We start from the raw sequence: 26,888 nt of genomic DNA on the forward strand, positions 1-26,888 counted from the left end.
AAGTATTATTGTCGAGTCCGATTCCCGTCGGACTTTTTTGCTATCTAAATTCGTCTAAGCTGACTTTTAATCCTGTAGATAGCTTGACCATGTTCGGCCATGACAGATGTTTAATCCTTCCACTTTTCAAATCGCTAAAGTGGCTTTTGTGAATCCCTGTCAATTTTGCTAATTTGTTCATATTGAGATTCCTCTCAATCATCAATTGTTCGATTTTTTTCCACATCATTTTATACCGAAATATCAATATATTGTGTCTGATTATTTTTTACTAGCACAATATGTTGTGGCTTTCGTTCCTTTCTGATATAATTTATTTGAATATGACCTCTCACCGTTGTATTCAAAAATTATGGAAAGGAGGGAAGGAGTATGGAGACATTTAGCTATCCAGAAAATGCCAAGGAACTGTACAAGAAGCATAAGAAAGCAATAGAACAAGCTTGCGAACCAATCGCTACCATGTTAGCTTTAAATAATCCTGAATTAACAGACCTAGCAAACGAAGCTTTAGAACTCTACGCAAGGACAATTTACAATGCATGCGTTGACGCATCTATTATCATTCGAAATCGTGAGCATCAACATTATCGTAACCAATAAACTCTGATTGTCGCTTTGTAATATTTTCTGCTTTTATCCTGCTAGCATCTATTGAAAAATAGATGCTCTTTTTCTTTCCGCTATACGGGTATCGTTTTGGTCTCATGCTCTACCCCACTTTCTCATTTAAAAATTTATTAATAAAATACTGCTGGCCTTTACCTGTCATCTTGGTAGTTTTGCTGATACGGATACTGCCATTCGGCTCCTGGTGCGTCCGTTCCTTGACTTCGAACAGCTTCATGTCCATGCTTCGTTGTGTCGGCATGTTGTAGCTCTCGCCATTTTTTCGAATCAGGAAGCCATTCTCACGCAACCAAGCGAATAAGCGATTTTGACCGATGTTATAACCATTCTGACGCAATATTTTAGCAAAATCACCAATCAAGATAGATGTCTCACTAGCCTCAACCGCATCAGCAAATAGCACCTTTGGACGGTCTGCCTCGATTTGTGCTTCCAGCTTATGTACTTTCTTGTCTGCCATCAGCAGGGCTCTTGCCATGATTTTCTCGGGACTATTAAAGTCCTTTTCGACCTGAATAAAGTATTTGCGGACTTGCTTAGATTTTTCATTCCGTTGCAACATCGCAATTTCTTTTGCCATATCTAGTTTTAGAATGTGGTCTGTATATTCTGTTTGATTGCCCTGAGCTGTTAGTCTTTTTTGACTAATAGCCATGAAGTCTTCGTTTTCAACGAAACCATATTCGCTCATTCGCTCAAGCCATTTTGTATATTGTGTTTTAATTTCAAGCACTTTGTGCAAATCACGACCACTGACAACTGGCTCGTGATTGTCGTTTACTGTAATGTTGATTAGTTCGTTCATAGCGCCCTTTCTAGTTTCACGTTTCGTGAAGCTCATGGTGTAAAAATTTCGCCTAATTCTTTGTGAAAGAAATTGGCGATTTTGAACATTTCACTCTGAGTGAAGTCTCTTTTACCTAATTCTTTATCTCGGTAAGTGTTAGAAGACTTATTAATAACTTTGGACATCTCTTCTTGTGAAATTCCTTTTTCTTTTCGCAATTTATACAGAAGAATTTGCATTCCCCCACCCCCTTTCTAATTTGGAATTATCCAAAACAACATAGCTTTAAAATTTTCTGTGGTATAATTTAAATAAAATGATTGGAGAGAAGTATGTATCGTTATCAGCTTGAAAAAGCAAATGATTGGTTTTACTTTTACGGTGTAGATGACAACCACTATCCACACAACATGCAGCAATTACCTGAAGTTGCAGAGACGTTTTTCCCTGAGATTACAAAACAACCGTTAAAAATTGTAAATGGTAAGTTAGTAAATTCCCCTATGGCTTTCCCAGATAATGGTATTATATTTTTAAATACAGCTGGTTCTACTTATTACTCTCAAACCATCTATCAGATTGGACACGAACTTTGCCACTTCTACATTAATGCGAATATGGTTGATGTCCACCTTAGACCTAATATGTTTTGGTTTGAAGAAACGTTGTGTGAAATTTCATCTCATCTTTTTCTCGACGAATACATGAAGCGATTAGGTTGGGATAACAAAGTTCAATCTATGCCGTACGATAGCTATAGTCAGTTTTTACTTTCTGAACAATTCATCCAACCTTTCAATACAAAAGCTTTATTCCTTGCTTATAGTCAAGAGATTGAGTACCTCAAAAATCATTCGACAGATAGATTAAAGAATAGTTATGTTGCGAAAATTCTCTTGCCAATCTTCCGCCAGCTACCATCGCTATTACAGGAGGCGCGAAAGTTACGAAACATCTATAGCATTTCTGACTTCGAGACATTTTTAAACGCTTGGGCAGATTGTGTCAGTCAGGAACATAAATCAGCTATTCGGGAAATCAAAGAAAATCTATTGCTCCTGTAGGTTTTAGTCTTCCAAAAATCCAAGGGCTTTCTCTTCATCTTCATTAAGCACTCGTTTTCCAAGAGGGCCAAGATTTGATCCGATACCATAATCAACAATTCCCTTTCCAGACGATAAAGCAGATACAATCTCTTCTCTTATTTCTGTCTGCGGCTCTAACACTCGTTCTATATTCTCAACTTTTTCAAGAATAATTCCAACAGTTCTCACTACTTCATTGAGTGCTGTTCTTTCTAGTTCGTTCATATCGTTACTCCTTCCCACTCCCTCTTGGGAGTTTTTATTTTGTAATAAACCAAGCTACTAACCAAGTGATACCACCTAGCACTAACAGCGCTGGTAATACGCCACCTTCAAATTCGATGCTTGTTTTTTCTTTGCCATCACGACTAGTAAACGTGTGTTCTAAGTTGCCAAGCATTAGCTTTTTCCAATTCATGCAACCTCTCCTTTCATTCTTGCGGAGATACAGCCAATGTGCTAAACTAAACTTACCCCGTTAGGGGTGGGGGAATTTCACCCCCTATCCGATTACCATGTAATCGAGTGTTTTATTTTTAGCTTAAACCAAAGAATCTTGATTTCCACTTCTAGTTCTTTGTGTTTAGGCTTTTTGTTTAGCCTAGACTTCATCAGCTGTACCTCCTTTTGTTTTGCTTAATTCCTTAAGCTTGATTATATTATACTTCACTTTTCGTGAAGTGTCAACTATTTTTTTGTTTTTTAACAAAAAAACTTTTCAAAACGTGAAATTATGTGTTATACTTTTATTAAATAAAAAGAAAGAAGAAATCTGATGAACGACAAAGAGCTAGCTTTATATATTGGTTCTAAAATCAAAGAATTGCGAAAAAATAAAGGACTAACTCAAAAAGAGTTAGCGATTTTGGTTAACATGGGTGATACTACAATTGCTAATTATGAAAAGGGGTTTAGAACACCTAAAAAAAACACACTATTTAAGTTAGCTAACGCATTATCCGTTACTATTGATGATCTCTTCCCACCTATTCAAAAAATCGACAATACTAAACACGAACTCAAAATTCCTACTTCTCCACTTGTCAAAAAAATAACCACAACAGTCGTAGAATTAAATGTTCCCCGTAAGCAAAAAGTTTTAGACTTTGCAACAGAACAATTAAAAGAACAAAAAAATAAGATTACCTCTATAGAAGAAAAACTCTACGAGTACAAAGTCTATGAGAAACTTTCAGCTGGTACAGGTTATGGATATTTTGGTGATGGGAACTATGATACTGTTTTTTACGACGAAGAATTGGATTACGATTTTGCTTCTTGGGTTTTCGGAGATTCTATGGAACCAACTTATCTGAATGGAGAGGTTGTACTTATAAAACAAACTGGCTTTGATTGTGAAGGTGGCATCTATGCCGTAGAGTGGGATGGACAAACCTATATTAAGAAAGTTTATCGTGAAGAAGATGGCTTAAGATTAGTCTCTCTAAACAAAAAATATAATGACAAGTTTGCTCCTTTTAGCGAAGATCCTCGAATAATAGGGAAAATCGTTGGTAACTTTATGCCGAAAGAACATTGAGGTGGATAAATGAATTTAGAAAACACAAAACTAAGAACAAAATGTCCGAGTTGCGGAAAGTCTATTATTCTTACTTTTCACACTAGAAGATGTCCTAAATGTTTTTTGGATTTTAAAGAAGATTATGTGAAGCGAATTTTTTATGATTATGAATCAAACGTAGCGAATTCTGCTTTTACAAAAGTTGGAGAAAAAATGACAAGCGCAGGCGAGGGGATGGAAAAGACGGGTAACGTAATACAACAGATAGGTTGCGTTATAATGCTTATTCCTATTGTGTATATTTTATTCCAACTTATTTCAGCATTTAAATAAAAAAAACCCCACGCTCAAATTTGGCGAGGAGAGCGTGAGGCAAAACCGTATAAGAAACAACCATTAAAAAGGTCGTTTTCTTGTACCCATTTTAACAGAAAAATGAGGTGAAAACAATGGCATTTTATCGAAAATTAGGTTCTGGGTGGGAGTATCGCATCACCTATCGTGACAGTCAAGGTAAAAAAAGAGAAAAATCAAAACGTGGATTTAAAACAAAAACACTTGCAAAAGTCGCTGCTCAGCAAGCAGAAATTGATTTAAACACGCTGACTGCTGACCTTTTAGATATTACTGTTTTAGACTACAACAGGCGTTGGGCAGACATATATAAAAAGCCTCACATTACCGCAAAGACGTGGCAGACATACACCAAAAATTTTAAGCACATCGAACATTATTTTGGGACTCGGAAGCTCAAGAGTATCACACACACCTTTTATCAGCAAGTCCTTAATGACTTTGGCACAAAAGTAGCCCAACAAACTCTGGATAAATTTCATTATCAAATCAAGGGTGCTTGTAAAATGGCCATTCGTGATGGCATTATTAGGGATAATTTTGCCGATGGGGCCATTGTTAGATCGCAAAAACCCGCCAAAGAAGAGTCAGAGAAATTCATGGAAGAATCAGAATACCTCACCTTTATCAAGGTTGCCAAAAGCAAAGTCAAGTACCCATCATACCTGACAACGTATATCATAGCCGTCACTGGTTTACGGTTTGCAGAAGTTCAAGGGTTGACTTGGAAAGACATCGATTTTGATAATGGCTATATCGATATTAATAAAACTTTTGATTATTCAATTTCTCAAAATTTTGGTCCGACCAAAAACGAGCAGTCCATCAGGAAGGTACCGATTGATAAAAATAGCCTTGAGCTACTAAGGAATTTTAAGAGCAACTATTATCAGAATAATAAACTCGATCGTATATGCTTTGGAGCGTCAAATAATGCAACGAACAAAGTTATAAAAAGAGTGACTGGCAGAAATCTAACCAATCACTCGCTAAGACATACTTACGCTTCTTATTTGATAGCACAGGGTGTTGATTTAATATCAGTCTCCAAGCTGCTAGGTCACGAAAATCTCAACATCACACTCAAAGTTTACGCTCATCAGATAGAAAGTTTAAAAGAAAAAAATGACCATCAGGTCAAAAACATTTTTCAAAATCTCAAATTTGACGGGTGAAAGACGGGCGAAGACCCCGAAACCCTTGATATACCAAGAGGATAAAAGGAGAGGAGGGGATTCGAACCCCCGAGCCCCGTTAAGGACTACACGCTTTCCAAGCGTGCGCACTCGGCCACTATGCGACCTCTCCATAGATAAAGAAATTGATGGAAACACCAACCTCTTTAGTTTATCATGTTTTACTGAAAAATACTACTAGAATTTTGCTTCAACACGGTAAATCACTTGACCCTTACTCGAAAACTTTTCTTCATATTCGGTCATCACGTTGTCTTCAAAGTCACTCGCATGCAAGTCAAGCCAAACCTGTTTCAAAGTCATGCCGTATTGGGAGAAGCTAGCTAAACTGTATTCAAACAATCCACGATTATCTGTTTTAAAATGAATTTCCCCGTTTTCAGGTAGGATACGCTTGTAAGTGTCTAAAAAGTCTTTATAAGTCAAGCGACGTTTCTCATGCTTGGTCTTTGGCCATGGATCTGAGAAGTTCAGATACATCATGTCCACTTCACCATCCTCAAAATAATTAGTTAAACTTGATCCATCCACTCGCAAAAGTTTGACATTGGGTGCTTCTGAGACTATTACCTTATCCAAGGCATAGCTTAGGACAGATAACTGGATGTCAATACCAATATAGTTAATATCAGGATTTTTCAAAGCCATTCCTGTAATGAAACCACCTTTTCCTGATCCAACCTCGATATGGATAGGATTAGCGTTTCCAAAGACATCGTGCCAACGACCCTTGGCATCTTCTGGATTTAAAATCACATAGTGTGGGTTATTAGCTAAGTGCTCTTCAGCACCTTTTCGTTTTCTAACTCGCATTATTTCTTTCTAAACATTTCTCTAAATTTTCGCAGGGCATAAATCTCCTGATTCACATGCTCCATATCACGCTTGTCAAAACATTTGAGGATTTGTGTCAGGTAAGAAAATTGACCATACCAAATGATTTTTTGCATGACCTTGTCATTATTTTTATAGCCATAGTAAGATAACCATTCTGCCCAGCGAGACCTTGGAATATAATGGCTCAACAAGTAGGCAACATCATACATCCGATCAGTCAGCCGAACAGAATCCCAGTCCACCAAAAAAATCATGCCACTGGTGGTAATTACCCAGTTGCTATGTTTGATATCTCCGTGAACAATGGTTGCTACTTCTGAACGAAATTCTGGCAAACTACGTTTAAGCTCTTTAACGATGGCTTGCAAGTAGGAATTCTGTTGAATTTGCAAAGGCGCATTTTGCTCAAAATCAACCAATAAATCATAAGGATTTTCGATTTTATAGTTAAGTTGAAGTAATTGATTAACCAGCTTTTTAGATTTATGGAGGCGTAGCAAAATATGAACAATTTGTTTACTGTTCATGTCTTCCTTAGTTAAGGTACGACCATCCAGCCATTCCTGGGCGCTCATCATGTCTCCATTACCCATGCGTTTGGCCCAAAGCAATTGTGGAGCAATCTGTTCTTTGGCTAAGGCAGGTAGGATAGGTGTTGTGTTTAATTTAATGAAGACACATTCTCCATTTGGATAAGTGCCCTTATAGGCTTTGCCACTCTTTCCCCGCAAGGGAGTCAAAGCAAGATCTTGTTCTGTCGTGGTCACCTTATCACCCCTCCTTTTCTATCTTTTCTAATCGTTTATTCCTATTTTACTTGTTTTAGACTACTTAGTCAATTATCTTCTTCAACTTATAAGGGAGGTAGAAAAGCGTAATGACTCCCATGACCGCTACTAAAATAAGGGCTTTTTCTAAAGAATGGCAGAGCAGGAGGTTGATAACTAATATCAGACAACTTAATCCTCTCAAAAAAGTCAATAGATTCGCCCGCTTCCCTTGATGATTCCCTGGATAAAGACTAGTCATGTAGTGGTAATCGTAATGGTGGTAAAGAGACAACAATTGAAAAAGAATCAAATAATTAAAGACCAAGGCTAAAGCCACTGATAGGTAAGCGTTAGAAATAAACAGTAAGGCTAGGGAACTCAATAATAATAAGCGTAAAAAGAGTCCTAAATAGTCTGAACTTCGTAAAAAAGCTTTTAAATAGAGCGTTAGCCAGAGGTGCTTACTATTTTCTTTTACCAATTTTAGAAGAGGATTTAAATAAGATCTTTTCTTAACCTTTGTGGAAATTCCCTTAACATTTGTGAAAAGAGAATAAAACTTTAAGATAGCCTGTTTACGATTACTCTCAAAAGCAATGGCTTTTTCCCAATCCAGTCCATCTTTCTTTAAAAAGTGTCTTACTTTATACCCCAAAAGGAGTCGTTTAAGAGCTAGTAATCCCAAAAGTAAAAGAGCAAAAGTAACTAAGGAGAAGCCTAGGCGATTGAAGATCGGATATAAAAAGATGAGGATAGCTGTCTGTAAACAGCCCCAAATTACAAGGGCAGAGCGTTCAGCTTGTTTAATATGAGCAACCACAGCTTCTTCTTTCGGAAGTAGAAAATGGTGATCAGGCTCTTCTAAATAAGTTGCCACCGAGCCCAAGTGAAGCAATAACAGCATCCCCACCATGAGAAAGAGCCATATAGGCCAATGATTACTAGGAAAATGCTTCAATAACTGGCTGTATTGCACCAAGCAAAAACCAAACAAAAACATCAGGACCAAGACAAAATGGTCATTAAAGACATAGCGCAGGTATTTGCTCTGTTGTTTTTGAAAGTCTTGACGGCGTTTCAGAAATAATGCTTTCATGCTTAGCCCTCTTTTGTCAATGCCAGGTAAATATCGTTAAGGCTAGCAGAAGCATCACCGAAGGCATCCTGCAGGTCAGCAAGCGTTCCCTGAGCCCTTACTTGACCATGATGCAGAATGACAAAACGATCACACATTTTCTCAGCAGAGTCAAGCACATGAGTACTCATTAAAATCGATTTGCCTTTGCCTTTTTCAAGCTCCAAAGTCTGAATCAAGTCTGAGATAGCCAACGGGTCTAATCCTAAAAATGGCTCGTCAAGGATAAACAGACTTGGATCAATCACAAAAGCACAGATAATCATGACTTTTTGCTTCATGCCTTTTGAAAAATGAACAGGAAACCAATCTAATTTATCAGCTAAGCGGAACATCTTTAAAAACGGTTCTGCTCGTTTTTGTGCCAATTCCACATCAATATCATAGGCCATAGCCACAGTATTAATATGCTCTGCCAAAGTTAATTCTTCATAGAGGCTAGGTGTCTCTGGGATAAATCCAATTTTCTTACGATAGGCAGCTGGATCTGCAGTCAAGGTTAGTCCATCAATCGAAATTTCTCCCTGATAAGGTTTTAAAAAACCAATAATTTCATTGATAGTTGTTGATTTTCCAGCTCCATTTAAGCCTATCAACCCAACTAATTCACCATTGCCAACAGAAAATGAGACCTCTTTTAAAACGGGAATATTGAGGTAACCCCCCGTTAGATTTTCAATGTTTAACATATAAATTCTTTCTAGTTTTTGATATACTTATAGTACATTATAACAAATTCAACTAGAGAAGGTGATATAAAATGGAAAATTGTATTTTTTGTAGCATCGTTCAAGGAGGCATTCCTTCCTCCAAAGTTTACGAAGATGAGCAGGTCCTTGCCTTCTTAGATATTTCACAAACCACATCTGGTCACACCTTGGTTATTCCTAAAAAACATGTCCGAAATATGCTGGATATGGATGCTGAAACGGCGAGTCAAACTTTCGCTCGCATTCCTAAAATTGCTCGCGCTGTCCGAAAAGCAACAGGTGCTCCTGCCATGAATATCATTAACAATAATGAACCTCTTGCAGGACAAACGGTGTTTCATGCTCATGTCCACTTAGTTCCTCGTTATCATGAAGAAGATGGTATCTCAATCCAGTACACTACTCATGAACCTGATTTCCCAGCTTTGGCAAAATTAGCAGAGCAAATTAGCCAGGAGGTGACATCATGAAAACCAAAACCTTCCTATCATTAGGACTTCTAGCTTTTGCAGCTTACAAAGGTTACCAAAAACGAGACCTTATTAAGGAAACTGTAACAGCAGGCTTAGATGCCAAAGAAGCTATCCAGTTTGATTTAGATAAAATCAAAGGTGACTTGGCCCTTATTCAAGATCAAAGCCGTCATATTCAAGACATGGGACAAGATTTGACTTACAAGTGGCGAGTTTTCAATCAAGAAACACAGGCGTACTTGTCTGAAATACAAACTCGACTTGCCAAATACCAAGACAAAACAAACACTAACTCTGACATTCCCTCTCAATCGGATATCTAACAAGTACCAACACGTGTGCATCATATTTAAACTTAAATAGACAAAAACAACCAACTGAGTATTCTCAAAAATAGAATGCTAAGCTGGTTGTTTTTGTTTCTTTATTTTGTGACAGAATCTAGCCATCAACTCTTCCAAAAATACATACAATCTAGCCTTAAGGAAGAGAGGTGGTTGTACCGTCAGAACCTCCATCAGAGGTACTATCACTAATTACTGGAGCTTCTGCTTGCGGCGCTGGAACTACGGGTACACTACTTGATGTTGTAGTGTCTTGAGCGCTAGTATTTCCCTGATAGGCTGGACTCGTCTCACTTCCACCTGAGTAAGAAGAATAGCTGTTACTATCAGAATAGGATGGGCTTTGCCCTGAAAAATCATAGCTATTATCAGAAGACTGGCCCTTGCTTGAGCCATAAAGGTTTTCATAGACTGTGGCACTGGTCTTAAGTTGAGTGACCTTACGAAGTCCTAATTCACCTCGAATACGATTTTGGGTTTCTAATAAGTGGTCAGAAGTGACAATTTGATAAGAACCACCATCAGACAAGGTCGCATCTTCTCCTTTTAATTGATAAGTTTTTATCGTTTTGAGGGCATCCCGATAACCTAATAAACTTGGGATGGTATTTGATGAAATCTCAATATTAGTCTGCATATTTCCACTTACTGCAGATAAAATCTTACGATAAGAACTAATACTGTCTAAGGCAAGAATTTTTTTCAGCACTTTCTGAATCACTTCTCGTTGACGCTTTTGACGCCCATAGTCACCTTCTGGGTCATCATAACGCATACGAGCATAAACCAAAGCCTGTTCTCCATTAACCTTATGAGTCCCAGGGGCAACTGTAGCTTGGTATTCTGGTTCATTATCTGCAATTGAGATGGGGAAATCAAACTCGTTGGTTACGGTAATGCCGCCAACCGCATCCACTAAATCAATAAGCCCTTGCATATTAATCTGAACATAATTATCAATAGTGATATTCAAAAGGTCCTGGACAGTCATGATAGCCATTTGGGCACCGCCTGCTGCGTAAGCAGCATTCAACTTAGCTTCAGCTCCATTCATGTCATTGTTCTTTGGACCAGACAAGGTGATGAGAATGTCGCGTTCTAAGCTGGTCATGGTTGTTTTTTTAGTTTCCGGATTGACCGTCACTAAAATCATGGAATCACTATTTCCTTCCCATTGGGAAGTTCGCTCTGAGGAACCTGTATCTACCCCCATTAACAGAATAGAAAAAGACTTGGTCTGCTTAATCGCATCACTTTTTTTGGAAGACGTCGAAAAGTCTTTAAAGGTTTTTGATAGTTCTCCTGTTGAGAAAGTATAAGCACTCGTTAGATAAACACTTAGCGCCAGGACTGTCGTCAACACAATCGCCATCAACATTACTATTATTTTTTTTCCAATTTTCATTGATTCACTTATTAACCCAGAGGCATACACATGCGGTAAACAGCCAGGTCATCTCCATCTTTTGATTTAGCACCATTTTCTATGGTGCCGTCAATATGAAAGCCATATTTTTTATAAAGGTGAATAGCTCTGCTATTTCTCACCTGAACTTCTAACATAAGGGTTTCGATATAAGGGGTCTCCTGAGCCCAATCCAGTACAACTTCTAGCAGTAACTGACCAATACCATAACCACGATAAGGCTCGGCCACTAACATAAACAAGTCAACTACAGCTTTTTTGGCAGACAGCATTTCTCCAGCAAGATTAAGAAGGCCTATGACTTGGTCATCTATCTTCGCCAACAAGCAAAAATCAATCAAAGACTCTTGGCTTCTTGCTAAAAAGCTGGCTAAGCCTTGAGGAGTTGCCTCTAACATCGGTTCAATACCAGTGATAAAATCAGTTTCCTCGGCTGCGGCTGATATCAAAGACAATACTGCCTTTGCATCTTGTGGCTGCCCTTCTTCAAGCGTAACGGTTTTCTCACTCATGGGAAATTGCCTCAAGTAACTGTCGTGAATGCTCACCATGAGCTACCACGTCTAGCTGTCGTCCATCGTTTTGTTTGGTAATGGTAATCTCCAAATAATCCTCTAACAATCCTTCACCTAACAATTCTCCCCATTCAATAACAGTAACACCGTTACCAAATAGAAAATCATCTAGATCAATAGAGTCTGGGTCATCGCCAATTCGATAGACATCTAAGTGATACAGCGGAAGCCGCCCTTCGTATTCCCTGACAATGGTATAGGTGGGACTCTTAATCATTTGGTCAATACCTAAACCTTTGGCAATGCCTTTGGTAAGAGTTGTTTTTCCTGCACCTAAATCACCAGTTAAGACAATGACATGTCCCGCCGATAAGCAATTCCCAATCATTTGCCCATAGGCAATCAGGCTATTTTCATTTTCACTATAAAACATAGCCATATTATATCAGAAAAGAAAGAGACTTCCAAGCGCCACCCTAAGGTGTCTTTCAGATTGAAGCGTCCCCTCCTTTCTAAACGTCAGTTGAGGTAGAACAACAATGAAAAATACTCTCTTAATTGGAAACCAAATCCAACTACGAGAGTATTCTCTATGAGTATCATTTTTTGTTAAAGAATAGCTAAAATAATGAAATTTAGGATAAACAAGAAGGTCGATCCCCAAAGAATTGGGTGGATTTTGTTAGCTTCTCCCTTCACGATTTTCACTAAGCAGTAAAAGATAAAGGCTGCCGCGATACCATATGAAATAGAATAGCAAAGTGCCATAAAGAAAGCTGCGAAGAAAGCTGGGAGAGCATCTTCAAATCTACTCCAATCGACATCAAGGAAAGAAGAGACCATCATCACCCCAACAATAATTAAAGCTGGCGCTGTTGCTGCTGCCGGAACAATACCTACTAATGGCAATAGTAATGTTGATAAAAGGAAGCACACAGCTGTTGAGATAGCCGTTAAACCTGTACGCCCACCCTCAGCGATACCTGCAGCTGACTCGACGTAAGTTGTCGTATTTGATGTTCCAAACAAGGCTCCGATTGACGTACCAATCGCGTCTGCAAAGAGAGCACGGTCCATTTTTGAACTAAATCCAGTACTGTTTTCAAGGGCATTCTCATCTTCTTGCGAGAAGATACCTGTGCGGCGACCCGTACCGATGAATGTCCCAATGGTATCAAATGTATCTGATAAACTAAAAGCAAAAATAGTCATCAAAACAAGTGGCAGGCGGCTAGAATCACTAAAGAGTGACTGCATACCACCAAAGGCAGCCAAGAAGGTGGTTCCAAGTTCTGAAAAAGCAGATCCAATGTGATTGCCATCAAAGTTAAGAGTTGATAAATCAACAACTCCCATAGGAATTCCCGCAAGCGTTGTCGCAACTATCCCAATCAAAATAGCACCACGAACATTTCGGATAACTAACACTGCAGTTAATAACAATCCAAAAACAGCTAATAAAACACTTGGATCAGTGAAGGTTGAAATAGCTGGCACTACTCCCCCGTTCGCATTAATCGAAAACACACCGTCAGCAAATGTTTTAGCGGTAGCTTTGGCAGGCTCGACACCGTTCACAGTTACAATATTAGCGGCTGAAGCAGAAAAAGTAATGATGTTTGCGTTTTTAAATCCTAAATAGGCTACAAAGACACCAATCCCACCACCAATCGCATGTTGTAAGCTGACAGGAATAGCCTTAATAATGCTTTTGCGGAATTTGGTAACTGTAATAAAGACATTAAACAAACCACAGATAAAGACCATTGCCAAGGCTTCTTGCCATGAAAACCCAAGTCCAAAAACAACTGTGTAAGTAAAGAAAGCGTTAAGCCCCATCCCTGGTGCTAATGCATAAGGAACATTGGCAAATAGTCCCATAATCAAGGTTGATATAGCAGCTGCAATAATTGTTGCTAAAAACACTGCCTTAGAAGGCATCCCTGAAGCACTCAAAATGCTAGGGTTAACAAATAAAATATAGGACATGGCAAAGAATGTTGTTAAACCAGCCATAATCTCAGTTGAAACACTGGTTCCATTCTCTTTTAACTTAAAAAATTTTTCCATTTAAATGGAGTCTCCTTAACTAATCTTAGGTAAAATCAAAAAAGCCCCTATCTAACCAATAGATAAGCTCGAATTACCTTATTATCAATTGTTCGTATTTTATCGAACGATAAAATTATATTACCACTTTATTGTTCTCATTTCAATGATTTTTGATTATTTTTTTGATTAGAAAAACAAATTTTAGAATATTTTCTTAATGAATACGCTTAATTTAGCTTTCTTCTTCCACTGACGACAAAATCTGATATAATTTAATCATGACTAAAAAAATGATTGCTATCGATTTGGATGGAACTTTATTGCACCATGACAATACCATCTCTACCTATACCCAAAAGACTATTAAAGCCGTTCAAGACAAGGGCCACCATGTCATTATTTCAACAGGAAGACCTTATCGCATGGCCTTGGATTATTATCTCCAACTTGATTTGAAAACCCCTATTATCACTTTTAACGGCTCTTTGACTCATATGCCAGAACAAAAATGGGTTTTTGAACATAATGTTACCTTAGATAAAGACTATTTGTTAAAGTTACTCAAATATCAAGATGACTTTCAAATGGACTTCATTGCTAGTGAGTATCGTCGAAACTTCTACATTACGATGACTAAACCTGAAAGCATCGATCCTCAACTTTTTGGTGTTGACGAAATCACGCCAGATATGGCTTTGGAAATTACTAAAATTACTCGAAATCCAAATGCTTTACTGATGCAGACGCATCACGAGGACAAATATGCCCTTGCCAAAAACATGCGTGCTTTCTTCAACGATGAGATTGAAATTGATTCTTGGGGCGGTCCTCTTAATATCCTTGAAATTTCATCCAAAAACATTAACAAAGCTTACGCCCTAAATTACCTTCTAGGTATCTTCAATATGGATAAAAAAGACTTGATTGCCTTTGGTGATGAACACAATGATACTGAGATGCTGGCCTTTGCTGGAACTGGCTATGCTATGAAAAATGCAAGTCCAGTCTTACTTCCTTATGCCGACCAACAACTCGATTTTTCAAATGAAGAAGATGGTGTAGCCAAAAAATTGGAAGAGCTTTTCTTATAACAACAAACGAAACCCTTTGTTTTCAGAAAACAAAGGGTTTTCTTGTTGTGATGTTTACCTCAAAATGAAAACGACTCTAATTATTTCAACATTTTTCAGCATATTCTTCATTTTATACAGCATGAAAATACCTGTTATATCAATAATCTACCTATTTAGTACCAAATTCTGAAAATTTTTTCATATTTTGTACTATTTTTCCGAAAGGGCTTGATTTTTTAGTGAAAACGTTTTAAAATAGAGACGTTCTTGAATTTCGTTTAAGTGAAAAAGAATTGCCAAAATTTAGTTTTGGAAGGAGATTATTCTTCTTCATTTCAACGAAAAATATTTTAAAGGAGGAAGAACAAGAATGGGTATCGGTATTATTATTGCCAGCCATGGTAAATTTGCTGAAGGTATTCATCAATCAGGTTCTATGATTTTTGGTGAACAAGAGAAAGTTCAAGTTGTTACTTTCATGCCAAATGAAGGACCAGATGATTTGTATGGACACTTCAACAATGCTATCTCACAATTTGATGCTGATGATGAAATCCTTGTACTAGCTGACCTTTGGAGCGGATCTCCATTTAACCAAGCTAGTCGTGTGGCAGGAGAAAATCCTGATCGCAAAATGGCAATCATCACTGGTCTCAACTTGCCTATGCTTATTCAAGCTTACACTGAACGTCTTATGGATGCTGGTGCAGGTGTTGAACAAGTTGCTGCAAACATCATTAAGGAATCTAAGGACGGTATTAAAGCCCTTCCTGAAGAACTTAACCCAGTCGAAAAAACTGCTGCAACTGAAAAAGTTGTTAACGCACTTCAAGGAGCTATTCCTGCTGGAACTGTCATCGGAGACGGTAAATTAAAAATCAACCTTGCTCGTATTGACACACGTCTTTTACATGGTCAAGTGGCAACAGCGTGGACACCAGCTTCTAAAGCTAACCGTATCATCGTTGCTTCAGATGAGGTTGCTCAAGATGACCTTCGTAAGCAATTGATCAAGCAAGCAGCACCTGGTGATGTTAAAGCTAACGTTGTTCCAATCAGCAAATTGATTGAAGCTTCGAAAGATCCTCGTTTTGGTAACACACATGCACTTATTCTTTTCCAAAACCCTCAAGATGCCCTTCGTGCGGTTGAAGGTGGTGTTGAAATTGAAGAATTGAACGTCGGTTCAATGGCTCACTCAACTGGTAAAACAATGGTTAACAACGTTTTATCAATGGATAAAGAAGACGTTGCTACTTTTGAAAAATTACGCGACCTAGGTGTTACATTCGACGTCCGTAAAGTTCCTAACGATTCTAAGAAAAACTTATTTGAGCTTATCCAAAAAGCTAACGTTAAATAAGTTTCAAACGCTATAAGGTTTTAAAACGATGACTAGCTAACTTATTAGCAAAAAGTCCTCGTTTACTATACTTTGAAAGGATTACAACATGTCAGATATTTCGATTATTTCTGCAATTTTGGTCGTTATCATTGCCTTCTTCGCTGGTCTTGAAGGTATCCTCGACCAATTCCAAATGCACCAACCACTTGTTGCGTGTACGTTAATCGGTCTTGTAACTGGTCACCTTGAAGCTGGTGTCATCCTCGGTGGTACACTTCAAATGCTTGCTCTTGGTTGGGCAAACATCGGTGCTGCCGTTGCCCCTGATGCTGCGCTTGCTTCTGTTGCTGCTGCTATCATCATGGTTAAAGGTGGCGACTTTACTCAAAAAGGAATTACATTTGCTTATTCAACAGCTATCCCACTTGCTGTTGCTGGTCTTTTCCTTACAATGATCGTTCGTACTTTGTCAACTGCCCTTGTACACGCTGGTGACAAGGCTGCCTCTGAAGGTAACTTCGCAGGTGTTGAACGCTTCCACTTTATCGCACTTCTTCTTCAAGGATTGCGTATCGCTATCCCTGCAGCTCTTCTTGTTGCTGTTCCTACTTCAGCAGTACAATCTGTTTTGAATGCTATGCCAAACTGGTTGAACGAAGGTATGCAAATCGGTGGTGCGATGGTTGTTGCTGTAGGTTATGCTATGGTTATCAACATGATGGCTACTCGTGAAGTATGGCCATTCTTCGCCCTAGGTTTTGCTCTTGCAGCTATCAGCCAATTAACCCTTATCGCTATGGGTGTTATCGGTGTAGCAATTGCCTTCATCTACCTTAATCTTTCTAAAAAAGGTGGTAACGGTGGTAATGCAGCAGGTTCAGCTGATCCAATCGGCGACATCTTAGAAGACTACTAGAAAGGGGTAAGAACAAATGACTGAACAAATTAAATTAACTAAATCAGACCGTCAACGTGTTTGGTGGCGTTCACAATTCTTACAAGGTTCTTGGAACTACGAACGTATGCAAAACATGGGCTGGGCTTATGCACTTATCCCTGCTCTTAAAAAATTGTATACGTCTCCTGAAGACCGTGCAGCTGCTCTTGAGCGCCACATGGAATTCTTTAACACTCACCCATACGTTGCAGCTCCAATCATTGGTGTAACACTTGCCCTTGAAGAAGAACGCGCAAATGGTACGCCAATTGATGACAAGGCTATCCAAGGGGTTAAAATCGGTATGATGGGACCTCTTGCTGGTATCGGTGACCCAGTATTCTGGTTTACAGTACGCCCTATCCTTGGTGCGCTTGGTGCTTCTTTAGCTCAAGCTGGTAACATCGTTGGTCCACTTCTGTTCTTCTTTGGATGGAACCTTATCCGTATGGCCTTCTTATGGTATACTCAAGAATTTGGTTACAAAGCTGGTTCTGAAATCACTAAAGATATGTCAGGTGGTATCCTCCAAGACATCACTAAAGGGGCATCAATCCTTGGTATGTTCATCCTTGCCGTTCTTGTTCAACGTTGGGTATCTATCAACTTCACTATTGACCTTCCTGGTAAACAATTGTCAGAAGGCGCTTATGTGGTCTTCCCAGACGGTGCTGTAAAAGGTGCTGAATTGAAAACTATCCTTGGTCAAGCAATGGGTGGTATGAGTCTTGATAAAGTTCAAGATCAAACCCTTCAAGGTCAGTTGAACTCACTTATCCCTGGTTTAGCTGGACTATTGCTTACATTCCTTTGCATGTGGTTATTGAAGAAAAAAGTTTCTCCAATCGCAATCATCATTGGCTTGTTTGCATTTGGTATCCTTGCTCACGTTGCAGGTATTATGTAATCAATCTATTGAAGTCTGGGACTCTCTCAGACTTCTTTTTTGATGAGATTTTGAGCAAACTCATGTTTAAAATATGGTATAATAACTAAAACTAATCAGTGAAAGGAACTCACATGGCTCAATCTTTAAACACAAGTGTCGAGTACAAGACAAAGGCTGTTTCCTACCTAGGAATAGGAGGAAAAGTCGGTCACATCTTACTGGGTGACAAGGCCCTTGAATTTTATAACGATAAAAATGTCAATGACTACATCCAAATTCCCTGGTCAGCCATTAATCACATTGGTGCCAATGTCTCAGGAAAAAAAGTTAGTCGTCACTTTGAAATTTTTACGGATCAAGGCAAGTTTTTATTTGCTTCTGGAGACTCTGGAAAGATTTTAAAAATCACCCGCCAACATATTGGCAATGATAAAGTGATCAAATTGCCAACCTTGATTCAAACACTTATAGCAAAACTATTTCCAAAAGCAAAAAAATCAGAGTAGACTAACTGCTCTGGTTTTTTATCGGTTATTTTTTTACTTTTTGAAGAAGCAATTGAAAGAAAATTGAGATCAGTTCACCTAGTGAACCAGCTGTCCTTACAATCCTTTAGTCTTCAAATGGAAAGGTGCAATCCACCCACGACAAGACCTGGTGAAAACCAAGTTGTCTAAAAAGAACAATTCGAACCTTTTCAAGCCCAAAAGCTAAAACGTAAATAAGAAAACTCACGCCAAAAATCAAAAAAGGATAGACAAAAATAGGCGCGTTGACAAAGGGTTCTGCAAAATCTCGGATAACAAATTTAACGAGCAAAGGATGAAGATGCCCTAAATAGACACCTAAAGTTGTTGGCGAAACTAACAGAATAAAAGACCACAACAAACTGTTAGGTTGGATAGTCATTTTAGCAAAAAGGATAAAAAGAGCAATGGCCCCCAAAGTTAACGTTGGAGAAACATACCAGTACCAAATATTACCTACCATAAATTTCATGACATAAGTCGCAATCAAGGACAAGAGATAAGTCATTACCAAGTACCTTGTCTTGAAGACCTCTAGGTCAATCCTTCTCAAATAGGCACCAATGATATAAAGAATGATGAGCCAAGTCATTTCAAATCCTTTACTCAAGGAGAATTCTGCTACCCTGTTATTCATGAGTGCAGGCACCAATGAGAAAATCGTCAGCATCAGTATCACAAGCCGTTTTAATTGACGATCAGACATGGCTTTCAAGCCACTATTTATCATGGGCATAAAAATCAAGAGTCCAAAGTAAGCTGTCATGTACCAGTAATTACCGCTAACAATAGGAAAAAGAGCTTGTCGCCAGTTAGTTAAGCTCACTGGAAATCCCAGCAAAGCGAAAACCAAGGTCATTCCGAAAGTGTAAAAAAAGACCTGCACCCAAACAGAGAGTAACTTAGAGTATCTATAGTGAGAGTATAAGCCAACATAGCCACTGATTAAAGCGTAACAATTAACCGCACCATAGACAAAAACTTGAATGGCCCAGGTTGTAATAAAATAAGCATCTGCTTGACCTTCTACACTTGACCTCAGACCACCTTTTCCTAAAACATGTGTAATCACAATCATAAACATGGAAATGATACGTAAAAGGTCCAAGCCATAGTGATGCTTATTAACCAATAATGTGTTTTTTTCTGACATAATCTTAGTTTACCACAAGTCTCTTTCTTAAAAAACCATTAAGGCTCTTTTACGACCAGCTTTCTAAAGCTTTACACAAACACTTGTGCTTTTGAATTTAGGAAAAAAGTTCTCCTGATTTGAGTTTACATTTTCTTGTTTTTTGTTATAATAGTGCTAACGGATAAGTAATATCCCTTTTCCTTTCAGAAAGTCTGTGGTCGCTGTGAACAGATAGGAAAACGATATGAAATTCTACCGTGTCGTCAATAAAATAACAATTAAGTGCACAGATTGTGAAGCTGGATGGAACCGCGCCAAAGCGCTCCAGCAACTTCATCATCTGTGTTTTTTTATCGTCAGAGAATAACAGGCCTAGCCATTTGACTCAGTCTGGTTCACTGACAGCTACTAATAACCATCTATCTCAAAGGAGTTTATTTATGCTAGATCTTAAACGTATTCGAACCGATTTTGACGCTGTCGCTGCCAAATTAAAAATCCGTGGGGTTTCAGAAGATACTCTAACACACCTCAAGAATCTTGATGAAAAACGTCGTGCTCTTCTCGTTCAATCAGAAGAATTAAAAGCAGAGCGTAATATTGCTTCTGCAGCCATCGCCCAAGCAAAACGCCAAAAAGAAGACGCTAGCCAACAGATTGCTGACATGCAAAACGTTTCTGCCGACATCAAAACCATTGATAGCCAGCTCGCTGATATCGACCAGCAAGTGACTGACATCATCACTGTTTTACCTAATACTCCTCACGATTCTGTTCCTGTTGGTGCTGATGAAGAGGACAATGTCGAAATTCGCCGTTGGGGCACTCCTCGTGACTTTGACTTTGAGGTTAAGGCTCATTGGGATTTAGGTGAAGATCTCGATATTCTAGACTGGGAACGTGGAGCAAAGGTTACAGGTGCTCGTTTCTTATTCTATAAAAATCTTGGCGCTCGTTTGGAACGTGCCCTATATAATTTTATGTTGGATGAACATATCAAAGAGGGTTATCAGGAAATCATCACGCCATACATGGTCAACCATGATTCTATGTTTGGTACAGGTCAATATCCAAAATTCAAGGAAGATACCTTTGAGTTATCAGACACAAACTTTGTTCTGATCCCAACGGCAGAAGTTCCATTGACCAATTATTACCGTGGGGAAATTCTAGATGGCAAAGAGCTCCCAATTTACTTTACAGCGATGAGCCCGTCATTCCGCTCTGAAGCTGGTTCTGCAGGACGTGATACACGTGGTCTTATCCGCCTACACCAATTCCACAAAGTTGAGATGGTCAAGTTTGCTAAACCAGAAAAATCTTACCAAGAGTTGGAGAAAATGACAGCCAATGCTGAAAATATTCTTCAAAAGCTCGGCTTACCATACCGTGTTATCGCCCTTTGCACTGGCGACATGGGCTTCTCAGCTGCTAAAACTTATGACCTTGAAGTCTGGATTCCAGCTCAAAATACCTATCGTGAAATTTCATCATGTTCAAATACAGAAGATTTCCAAGCACGTCGTGCTCAAATCCGTTACCGTGATGAGGCTGACGGTAAGGTCAAACTTCTTCACACCCTTAATGGGTCAGGACTTGCTGTCGGTCGTACCGTAGCAGCCATTTTAGAAAACTACCAAAACGAAGATGGTTCTGTTACCATCCCTGAAGTACTCCGCCCTTACATGGGTGGCGAAACCGTCATTTCACCTAAATAATAAACTCACCCCAGAGATCAATTAAAATGATTTCTGGGGTTTACTATTTTAAAGAGTTACCACATCACTTGAAACTCACTACATTGCCCCTTTAACAACACTTTTCTTCACACTAGTTTATCAAAAGTCTTATTAGTATACTTATTTCCTTATTTACGAGACCAGTTAAAAACCCTTTTGGAAAGGCCTCCCTTAGCTTGATAAACACGTAGGGAGACTCCAAAAGGATTTTTAATAGCGACGAAAACGTTGGTAACGTTCTTCTAATAATTGTTCAAGCGGTTTCGCTTGTAAATTGCCCATTTCTTCGATGAGATGGGCTTTTATCATCTCAATAATTTCACTTGAAAAATAACCATGTTCTGGAATAATACGGTCTACTATGCCCATTTGATACAATTCGCCTGCGGTAATCTTCATCAATTCAGCAGCCTCTGTCGCTCTTGAACCATCTTTCCATAAAATAGAAGCAAAGCCTTCTGGACTAAGGACTGCATACATGGTGTTTTCTAGCATCCAGACCTGATCGGCAACCGCTAAGGCTAATGCACCACCAGAGCCTCCTTCACCAATAATGATGGCGATAATGGGAACCTTAAGATCACTCATTTCCATCAAATTTTTAGCAATGGCCTCACCCTGTCCTCGTTCTTCCGCACCAACACCAGGATAAGCACCAGCTGTATTGATAAAGGTCACAACTGGTCGTCCAAATTTCTCTGCCTGTTTCATTAAACGTAGGGCTTTCCGATAACCTTCAGGATTGGGCTGCCCAAAGTTTCTTGCTAAGTTATCCTGTAAGTTTTTACCTTTTTGGATACCAATAACCGTGACTGGTTGACCTGCAAGGTAAGCTAAACCACCAACGATAGCACCATCATCTGAAAAATGACGATCCCCATGCAGCTCCATAAAATCATCAAAGATAAGGCTAGCGTAATCCAAGGTGGTTAAACGCCCTTGATCACGCGCTTCTTTCAAAACTCTTGATACATCTGTCATTGGCCACCTCCATGAAATGCTACCAAGTGAGCAACCTTGTCTCGCAATTCTGTTCGTTTCACGATAGCATCTACAAAACCATGGTCTTGTAAAAATTCTGCTTTTTGAAAATCATCCGGCAAATTCTCACGTACTGTGGTTTCAATAACACGGCGTCCAGCAAATCCAACCAAGGATTGAGGTTCTGCTAAAATAATATCCCCTTCCATGGCAAAACTAGCTGTTACCCCACCAGTAGTTGGATCTGTCAAAATAGTGAGGTAAAAGAGGCCTGCATTAGAATGTCTTTTCACAGCTGCAGAGACCTTGGCCATTTGCATAAGGCTCATAATCCCCTCTTGCATACGGGCGCCTCCTGAAGCCGTAAAAATCACCACCGGCAGGTTTTCTTCGATAGCCAATTCAAACAATCGGGTAATTTTTTCCCCAACAACAGTTCCCATACTAGCCATAATAAAGTGAGAATCCATAATAGCAAGAGCAATCTTTTGCTCCTTAACCATAGCCTTCCCTGTCAAAACAGCTTCATGCAGACCAGTTGTTTCCTTGGCTTTTTGTAATTTTTCCTGATAACCTGGAAAACGTAACGGATCCTTGGTTTCAATACTTGTAAATAATTCCTGGAAAGAGCCTTCATCAACTGTTAAGGTCAGCCGCTCTTGGGCAGAAATCCTAAAATTATAAGAACAAGTCGGGCAAATCTTGGCTAAACCTAAATCTTTTTTGTAAATCATATGCTTGCAAGCTGGGCATTTGGCAAAAAGTTCATCTGGCACTTCTGGGATAACCTGACTCACCGAGCCTTTGAGGGAATTATTGGGAGTAATACGGATGTATTTATCTTTTTTACGAAATAAGGCCATACCTTCTCCTAATCTTTATTGTAATGTGGTAAAAATGTTTCCATCAAGAAGGAGGTATCATAGTCTCCTGCAATCACTCGTTTATCGGAAATCAAGTCCAATTGAAAATCAGTATTCGTAATGATACCTTCAATTTCCAATTCAAACAAGGCTCGCTGCATTTTCATCAAAGCATCAAAACGATTATCCCCATGAACAATGATCTTGGCAATCATACTATCATAATAAGGAGGAATAGCGTAGCCACTGTAAACAGCCGAATCCACGCGTAGCCCTACACCACCACTTGGCATATACAAATCTGTAATCTTTCCTGGGCTCGGCGCAAAATTAAAGGCAGGATTTTCCGCATTGATACGACATTCAATAGCATGTCCAGTAATGGTGATGTCATCTTGAGAGACAGAAAGAGGTTGCCCTGCTGCAATTCTGATTTGTTCTTTGACAATATCCACTCCTGTTACAAATTCTGTGACAGGATGCTCAACTTGAACACGGGTATTCATTTCCATAAAATAGAATTCCCCACTGTCCTCATCCAACAAGAACTCAATGGTTCCTGCATTTTCATAGGCTACAGCTTTAGCTGCTCTAACCGCTGCTTCTCCCATTTCTTGGCGAAGCGTATTGCCAATAGCAATGGACGGACTTTCTTCCAAGACTTTCTGGTTATTCCGTTGCAAGGAGCAGTCACGTTCACCCAAGTGAATAATCGTTCCGTGAGCGTCACCTAAAATTTGCACCTCAATGTGTCTAGCTGGATAGATGACTTTTTCTAGATACATGGCTCCATTTCCGAAAGCACCTAGGGCTTCTTGACTGGCAGCATTAAAAGCTGCTTCCAAATCTGCCTCTGTCTCCACTTTACGAATCCCTTTACCACCGCCACCTGCCGATGCTTTTAACATAACAGGATAGCCAATCTTATTGGCAATAGCTAAGGCTTCTTGGGCGTTATAAACTTCACCATCTGATCCTGGAATAACTGGCACTCCTGCCTTGATCATTTCAGTACGGGCATTGATTTTATCACCCATTTTATCCATAACCGATGCGGAAGGGCCGATAAATTTGATGTTCATCTCCTCACACATGGTCGTAAATTTTGAATTTTCACTTAAAAAGCCGAAGCCTGGATGAATAGCTTGCGCTCCTGTCACAATAGCTGCTGACAAGACGGAATTCATGTTCAGGTAAGATTCCTTGGAACGGGCTGGTCCAATACAGACAGCTTCATCTGCCAAAATCGTGTGAAGAGCTTCCTTGTCTGCTTCTGAATAAACAGCAACTGTGGAAATCCCAAGTTCACGCGCTGCGCGGATAATACGCACCGCAATTTCCCCACGATTGGCAATTAAGATTTTTTTAAACATAAGGGTTTCTTCCTCCGGAGAATCGTTATTCTCATTGCCCGAAGGCAAAGGTCAATATCCCGCTTGCTGCTAGCTTGCCATCCACTTCTGCCTTAGCTTCCACAACAGCAATCGTGCCACGGCGCTTGATAAAAGTGGCTGTCATGACAAGTTGGTCCCCAGGAACGACTTGTTTTTTAAACTTCACTTTATCCATGCCCGCGTAAAAAACCAACTTCCCTTTATTTTCTTCTTTTGACAATTCCAGTACACCGGCTGTTTGAGCCAGAGCTTCCATAATCAGAACACCTGGCATAACCGGATACTGAGGAAAATGCCCGTTAAAGAAAGGTTCATTAATGGTCACATTTTTAATGGCAACAATGCGATCCTCTGACACCTCTAATACACGATCAACCAATAACATCGGGTAACGATGAGGCAAAGCCGCTTGAATTTCTCTAATATCCATCATTTGATTCGCACCAATCCTTGTCCAAATTCAATGACATCTTCATTTGATACCAAAATTTCTGTAATCACACCATCACATGGCGCTGGCACTTCGTTCATCACCTTCATGGCTTCGATAATCACAAGGGTTTGTCCTTTTTTTACGGTATCTCCGACTGCCACAAATGGCGGCTTGTCAGGACTAGCTGCAAGATAGGCTACACCAACCAGAGGACTTTCAACAATATCACCTTCAGCTACAGCTTTTTCTGATGGTATTGTTTCCTCAACGATACTCTCCGACGGTGGGGTTGAAGCAGGCGTCTCCGAAATGACTGGACTCGGGACATTAGTTACCTGCGGCGCAGGCGTTCCTTGCTCTTGACTAGATACAGCTTGGACAAAATGTTGTTCATTTTTACTAAAGGCTAACTCACCTTCATTTGTTTTAAATGAAAATTCACGTAGGCTTGAGGCATCAAACTGTGCCATCAAATCCTTGATTTCTTGAATATTCACGTTAATCCTCCCAACGCTTGAATGCTAGTACCGCATTGTGACCACCAAAGCCAAAGGTATTTGAAATAGCATAGTTGATAGCCGCTTCTTTTCCTTCTCCAAAGATGACGTTTGCTTCAATATCTTCTGACAAGGCTTGAGTACCAGCCGTCATTGGAACGTAGTGATGGCGCATAGCTTCAATAGTTGCAATAGCTTCCACCGCTCCTGCAGCACCAAGAAGGTGACCCGTAAACGATTTTGTTGAAGACACCGGAACATCCTTACCAAGAACGGCTACAATCGCTTGACTCTCGCCTTTTTCATTGGCTGGCGTTGATGTTCCATGAGCATTGACATAATTAATATCACTCGCCTCAATACCAGCTTCTTGTAAGGCTAGGTGAATAGCTTTACGCGCACCCAATCCTTCTGGATGAGGAGAGGTCATGTGGTAAGCATCGCAGGTATTTCCATAACCCACAATTTCTGCTAAGATCGTCGCCCCGCGTTCTTGCGCATGCTCTAGGCTTTCTAAAACGAGCATTCCTGATCCTTCTCCCATGATAAAGCCATTACGATCTTTATCAAATGGAATAGAACTTCTGCTTGGGTCTTCAGTTGTTGACAAGGCTGTTAAACTTTGGAAACCAGCAATCGCAAATTTTGTGATAGCCGCTTCTGAACCGCCAACCATCATCACATCCTGCGTTCCAAATTTAATGGCACGGAAAGCATCTCCAATCGCATCATTGGAAGAAGCGCAGGCAGTATTAATTGATTTACATACTCCTTGTGCTTTCAATTTCATGGCCACATTACCTGCAGCCATATTTGGCAAGGCTTTTGGCAAGGTCATTGGTTTCACACGTTTTGGCCCTTTTTCATGTAGGCGAATGACTTGTTCTTCAATCTCTTGGATACCACCAATTCCTGAGGCAACAATAACCCCAAAACGATCGGCATCAATGCTATCAATATCTAAGTTAGCATGCTCAACAGCTTCCATCGCTGCATAAAGAGCATAAAGAGAATACATATCAAAACGGTTCAAATCTTTTTTCACAAAGTATTTGTCAAATGGAAAATCTTGAATTTCAGCCGCATTTTTGACCGCATAATCAGTGGTGTCAAATTTAGTAATAGGACCAATACCGATTTGACCAGTTTTCAGATTGTTCCAAAATGTTTCAGGATCATGCCCGATTGGAGATGTTAATCCATAACCTGTTACTACTACTCTTTTAAATGTCATTTCAC

The 26,888-nt window shown here is 39.5% G+C and carries 33 protein-coding genes and 1 tRNA gene; 13 read left to right on the forward strand and 21 right to left on the reverse strand.

Annotated features, from left to right (window positions below; all coding sequences use genetic code 11):
• Window positions 1–40 precede the first annotated feature (40 nt).
• Complete coding sequence (locus tag FQT67_RS08740) at window positions 41–226, reverse strand: helix-turn-helix transcriptional regulator (protein WP_046176892.1); 186 nt, start codon at window positions 224–226, stop codon at window positions 41–43.
• A 146-nt stretch (window positions 227–372) separates the two neighbouring features.
• Between FQT67_RS08740 and FQT67_RS08745 the strand changes: the two genes are divergently transcribed.
• Window positions 373–603 carry a hypothetical protein gene (locus FQT67_RS08745; RefSeq protein ID WP_046176842.1) on the forward strand — a complete coding sequence of 77 codons (231 nt, stop codon included), beginning with the start codon at window positions 373–375 and terminating at the stop codon, window positions 601–603.
• Window positions 604–712: 109 nt separating this feature from the next.
• Here FQT67_RS08745 and FQT67_RS08750 read toward each other — a convergent pair whose 3' ends face one another.
• Window positions 713–1,435, reverse strand: a complete 723-nt coding sequence (locus FQT67_RS08750) for a phage antirepressor KilAC domain-containing protein (protein ID WP_046176843.1) — start codon at window positions 1,433–1,435, stop codon at window positions 713–715.
• Between the two features lie 32 nt (window positions 1,436–1,467).
• Window positions 1,468–1,656 (reverse strand): helix-turn-helix transcriptional regulator, encoded by a 189-nt coding sequence (locus tag FQT67_RS08755; RefSeq protein ID WP_046176844.1) that lies wholly within the window; start codon window positions 1,654–1,656, stop codon window positions 1,468–1,470.
• Window positions 1,657–1,749: 93 nt separating this feature from the next.
• Here FQT67_RS08755 and FQT67_RS08760 point away from each other — a divergent pair, with 93 nt between their 5' ends.
• Entirely contained in the window at window positions 1,750–2,481 is a 732-nt protein-coding gene (locus tag FQT67_RS08760; protein WP_046176845.1) for a hypothetical protein, read from the forward strand.
• 3 nt (window positions 2,482–2,484) lie between these two features.
• On the opposite strand, the gene FQT67_RS08765 is transcribed toward FQT67_RS08760, so the two are convergent.
• A complete protein-coding gene (locus FQT67_RS08765; protein WP_046176846.1) occupies window positions 2,485–2,727 on the reverse strand; it encodes a hypothetical protein in 243 nt (80 codons plus the stop codon).
• Window positions 2,728–2,761: 34 nt separating this feature from the next.
• Window positions 2,762–2,920, reverse strand: coding sequence for a hypothetical protein (locus FQT67_RS08770; protein WP_115256797.1), 159 nt, complete (start codon window positions 2,918–2,920; stop codon window positions 2,762–2,764).
• Between the two features lie 357 nt (window positions 2,921–3,277).
• Here FQT67_RS08770 and FQT67_RS08775 point away from each other — a divergent pair, with 357 nt between their 5' ends.
• From FQT67_RS08775 to FQT67_RS08785, 3 genes are all read left to right on the forward strand, one after another.
• The gene (locus FQT67_RS08775; RefSeq protein ID WP_046176847.1) at window positions 3,278–4,042 is read left to right on the forward strand and encodes an XRE family transcriptional regulator; all 765 of its coding nucleotides are present in this window, start codon (window positions 3,278–3,280) and stop codon (window positions 4,040–4,042) included.
• A 9-nt stretch (window positions 4,043–4,051) separates the two neighbouring features.
• Window positions 4,052–4,357: a membrane protein gene (locus FQT67_RS08780; RefSeq protein WP_046176848.1), complete on the forward strand. Its 306-nt coding sequence runs from the start codon at window positions 4,052–4,054 to the stop codon at window positions 4,355–4,357.
• 116 nt (window positions 4,358–4,473) lie between these two features.
• On the forward strand, window positions 4,474–5,553 hold the full coding sequence (locus FQT67_RS08785) for a tyrosine-type recombinase/integrase (RefSeq protein ID WP_046176849.1): 1,080 nt from the start codon (window positions 4,474–4,476) through the stop codon (window positions 5,551–5,553).
• Between the two features lie 46 nt (window positions 5,554–5,599).
• Here FQT67_RS08785 and FQT67_RS08790 read toward each other — a convergent pair.
• The 5 genes from FQT67_RS08790 to FQT67_RS08810 form a co-directional block, all read right to left on the reverse strand.
• A tRNA-Ser gene (locus tag FQT67_RS08790) sits at window positions 5,600–5,686 on the reverse strand.
• Window positions 5,687–5,751: 65 nt separating this feature from the next.
• On the reverse strand, window positions 5,752–6,387 hold the full coding sequence (trmB, locus tag FQT67_RS08795) for a tRNA (guanosine(46)-N7)-methyltransferase TrmB (protein ID WP_046176850.1): 636 nt from the start codon (window positions 6,385–6,387) through the stop codon (window positions 5,752–5,754).
• Window positions 6,387–7,178, reverse strand: a complete 792-nt coding sequence (locus FQT67_RS08800; RefSeq protein WP_003052472.1) for a phosphotransferase family protein — start codon at window positions 7,176–7,178, stop codon at window positions 6,387–6,389. Before FQT67_RS08800 ends, trmB begins: the two co-directional genes overlap by 1 nt.
• A 64-nt stretch (window positions 7,179–7,242) precedes the next feature.
• Window positions 7,243–8,277 (reverse strand): ABC transporter permease, encoded by a 1,035-nt coding sequence (locus tag FQT67_RS08805; protein WP_046176851.1) that lies wholly within the window; start codon window positions 8,275–8,277, stop codon window positions 7,243–7,245.
• A gap of 2 nt (window positions 8,278–8,279) precedes the next feature.
• The gene (locus FQT67_RS08810; RefSeq protein WP_003057032.1) at window positions 8,280–9,005 is read right to left on the reverse strand and encodes an ABC transporter ATP-binding protein; all 726 of its coding nucleotides are present in this window, start codon (window positions 9,003–9,005) and stop codon (window positions 8,280–8,282) included.
• 71 nt (window positions 9,006–9,076) lie between these two features.
• On the opposite strand from FQT67_RS08810, the gene FQT67_RS08815 reads away from it, so the two are divergent.
• On the forward strand, window positions 9,077–9,496 hold the full coding sequence (locus FQT67_RS08815; protein ID WP_046176852.1) for an HIT family protein: 420 nt from the start codon (window positions 9,077–9,079) through the stop codon (window positions 9,494–9,496).
• Window positions 9,493–9,822, forward strand: coding sequence for a hypothetical protein (locus tag FQT67_RS08820; protein ID WP_003057072.1), 330 nt, complete (start codon window positions 9,493–9,495; stop codon window positions 9,820–9,822). Before FQT67_RS08815 ends, FQT67_RS08820 begins: the two co-directional genes overlap by 4 nt.
• A 157-nt stretch (window positions 9,823–9,979) precedes the next feature.
• Here FQT67_RS08820 and FQT67_RS08825 read toward each other — a convergent pair whose 3' ends face one another.
• The 4 genes from FQT67_RS08825 to FQT67_RS08840 form a co-directional block, all read right to left on the reverse strand.
• Window positions 9,980–11,248, reverse strand: a complete 1,269-nt coding sequence (locus tag FQT67_RS08825; protein ID WP_046176853.1) for an LCP family protein — start codon at window positions 11,246–11,248, stop codon at window positions 9,980–9,982.
• 11 nt (window positions 11,249–11,259) lie between these two features.
• On the reverse strand, window positions 11,260–11,781 hold the full coding sequence (locus FQT67_RS08830) for a GNAT family N-acetyltransferase (protein WP_046176854.1): 522 nt from the start codon (window positions 11,779–11,781) through the stop codon (window positions 11,260–11,262).
• A complete protein-coding gene (tsaE, locus tag FQT67_RS08835; protein WP_014612541.1) occupies window positions 11,774–12,217 on the reverse strand; it encodes a tRNA (adenosine(37)-N6)-threonylcarbamoyltransferase complex ATPase subunit type 1 TsaE in 444 nt (147 codons plus the stop codon). Before tsaE ends, FQT67_RS08830 begins: the two co-directional genes overlap by 8 nt.
• A 176-nt stretch (window positions 12,218–12,393) precedes the next feature.
• A complete protein-coding gene (locus FQT67_RS08840; RefSeq protein WP_143936416.1) occupies window positions 12,394–13,854 on the reverse strand; it encodes an NCS2 family permease in 1,461 nt (486 codons plus the stop codon).
• 260 nt (window positions 13,855–14,114) lie between these two features.
• On the opposite strand from FQT67_RS08840, the gene FQT67_RS08845 reads away from it, so the two are divergent.
• From FQT67_RS08845 to FQT67_RS08865, 5 genes are all read left to right on the forward strand, one after another.
• Complete coding sequence (locus tag FQT67_RS08845; RefSeq protein WP_003059790.1) at window positions 14,115–14,927, forward strand: Cof-type HAD-IIB family hydrolase; 813 nt, start codon at window positions 14,115–14,117, stop codon at window positions 14,925–14,927.
• Between the two features lie 352 nt (window positions 14,928–15,279).
• Complete coding sequence (locus tag FQT67_RS08850) at window positions 15,280–16,272, forward strand: PTS sugar transporter subunit IIB (RefSeq protein WP_046176856.1); 993 nt, start codon at window positions 15,280–15,282, stop codon at window positions 16,270–16,272.
• 88 nt (window positions 16,273–16,360) lie between these two features.
• Window positions 16,361–17,170 carry a PTS mannose/fructose/sorbose transporter subunit IIC gene (locus tag FQT67_RS08855; RefSeq protein ID WP_046176857.1) on the forward strand — a complete coding sequence of 270 codons (810 nt, stop codon included), beginning with the start codon at window positions 16,361–16,363 and terminating at the stop codon, window positions 17,168–17,170.
• Between the two features lie 16 nt (window positions 17,171–17,186).
• A complete protein-coding gene (locus FQT67_RS08860) occupies window positions 17,187–18,098 on the forward strand; it encodes a PTS system mannose/fructose/sorbose family transporter subunit IID (protein WP_003056641.1) in 912 nt (303 codons plus the stop codon).
• Between the two features lie 113 nt (window positions 18,099–18,211).
• Entirely contained in the window at window positions 18,212–18,586 is a 375-nt protein-coding gene (locus tag FQT67_RS08865; protein WP_003052496.1) for a DUF956 family protein, read from the forward strand.
• 106 nt (window positions 18,587–18,692) lie between these two features.
• Here FQT67_RS08865 and FQT67_RS08870 read toward each other — a convergent pair whose 3' ends face one another.
• Window positions 18,693–19,760: an acyltransferase family protein gene (locus FQT67_RS08870; protein WP_003056639.1), complete on the reverse strand. Its 1,068-nt coding sequence runs from the start codon at window positions 19,758–19,760 to the stop codon at window positions 18,693–18,695.
• A 422-nt stretch (window positions 19,761–20,182) separates the two neighbouring features.
• Between FQT67_RS08870 and serS the strand changes: the two genes are divergently transcribed.
• A complete protein-coding gene (gene serS, locus FQT67_RS08875; protein WP_003052500.1) occupies window positions 20,183–21,460 on the forward strand; it encodes a serine--tRNA ligase in 1,278 nt (425 codons plus the stop codon).
• Between the two features lie 231 nt (window positions 21,461–21,691).
• On the opposite strand, the gene FQT67_RS08880 is transcribed toward serS, so the two are convergent.
• The 6 genes from FQT67_RS08880 to fabF are packed head-to-tail and all read right to left on the reverse strand — an operon-like array spanning window position 21,692 to window position 26,883.
• Window positions 21,692–22,462, reverse strand: a complete 771-nt coding sequence (locus FQT67_RS08880; RefSeq protein WP_022555094.1) for an acetyl-CoA carboxylase carboxyl transferase subunit alpha — start codon at window positions 22,460–22,462, stop codon at window positions 21,692–21,694.
• Window positions 22,459–23,325, reverse strand: a complete 867-nt coding sequence (gene accD, locus FQT67_RS08885; protein WP_003056659.1) for an acetyl-CoA carboxylase, carboxyltransferase subunit beta — start codon at window positions 23,323–23,325, stop codon at window positions 22,459–22,461. The genes FQT67_RS08880 and accD overlap by 4 nt, the downstream gene beginning before the upstream one ends.
• Window positions 23,326–23,333: 8 nt before the next feature.
• The gene (locus tag FQT67_RS08890) at window positions 23,334–24,698 is read right to left on the reverse strand and encodes an acetyl-CoA carboxylase biotin carboxylase subunit (protein ID WP_003052506.1); all 1,365 of its coding nucleotides are present in this window, start codon (window positions 24,696–24,698) and stop codon (window positions 23,334–23,336) included.
• A gap of 31 nt (window positions 24,699–24,729) precedes the next feature.
• A complete protein-coding gene (gene fabZ / locus FQT67_RS08895) occupies window positions 24,730–25,152 on the reverse strand; it encodes a 3-hydroxyacyl-ACP dehydratase FabZ (protein ID WP_003056661.1) in 423 nt (140 codons plus the stop codon).
• Window positions 25,149–25,649 carry an acetyl-CoA carboxylase biotin carboxyl carrier protein gene (gene accB / locus FQT67_RS08900; RefSeq protein ID WP_003052510.1) on the reverse strand — a complete coding sequence of 167 codons (501 nt, stop codon included), beginning with the start codon at window positions 25,647–25,649 and terminating at the stop codon, window positions 25,149–25,151. The genes fabZ and accB overlap by 4 nt, the downstream gene beginning before the upstream one ends.
• A 1-nt stretch (window position 25,650) precedes the next feature.
• A complete protein-coding gene (gene fabF, locus FQT67_RS08905) occupies window positions 25,651–26,883 on the reverse strand; it encodes a beta-ketoacyl-ACP synthase II (RefSeq protein WP_003052511.1) in 1,233 nt (410 codons plus the stop codon).
• Between the last annotated feature and the right edge of the window lie 5 nt (window positions 26,884–26,888).

The sequence above is a fragment of the Streptococcus sp. NCTC 11567 genome (genome assembly GCF_902141215.1).
GTDB lineage: Bacteria > Bacillota > Bacilli > Lactobacillales > Streptococcaceae > Streptococcus > Streptococcus dysgalactiae.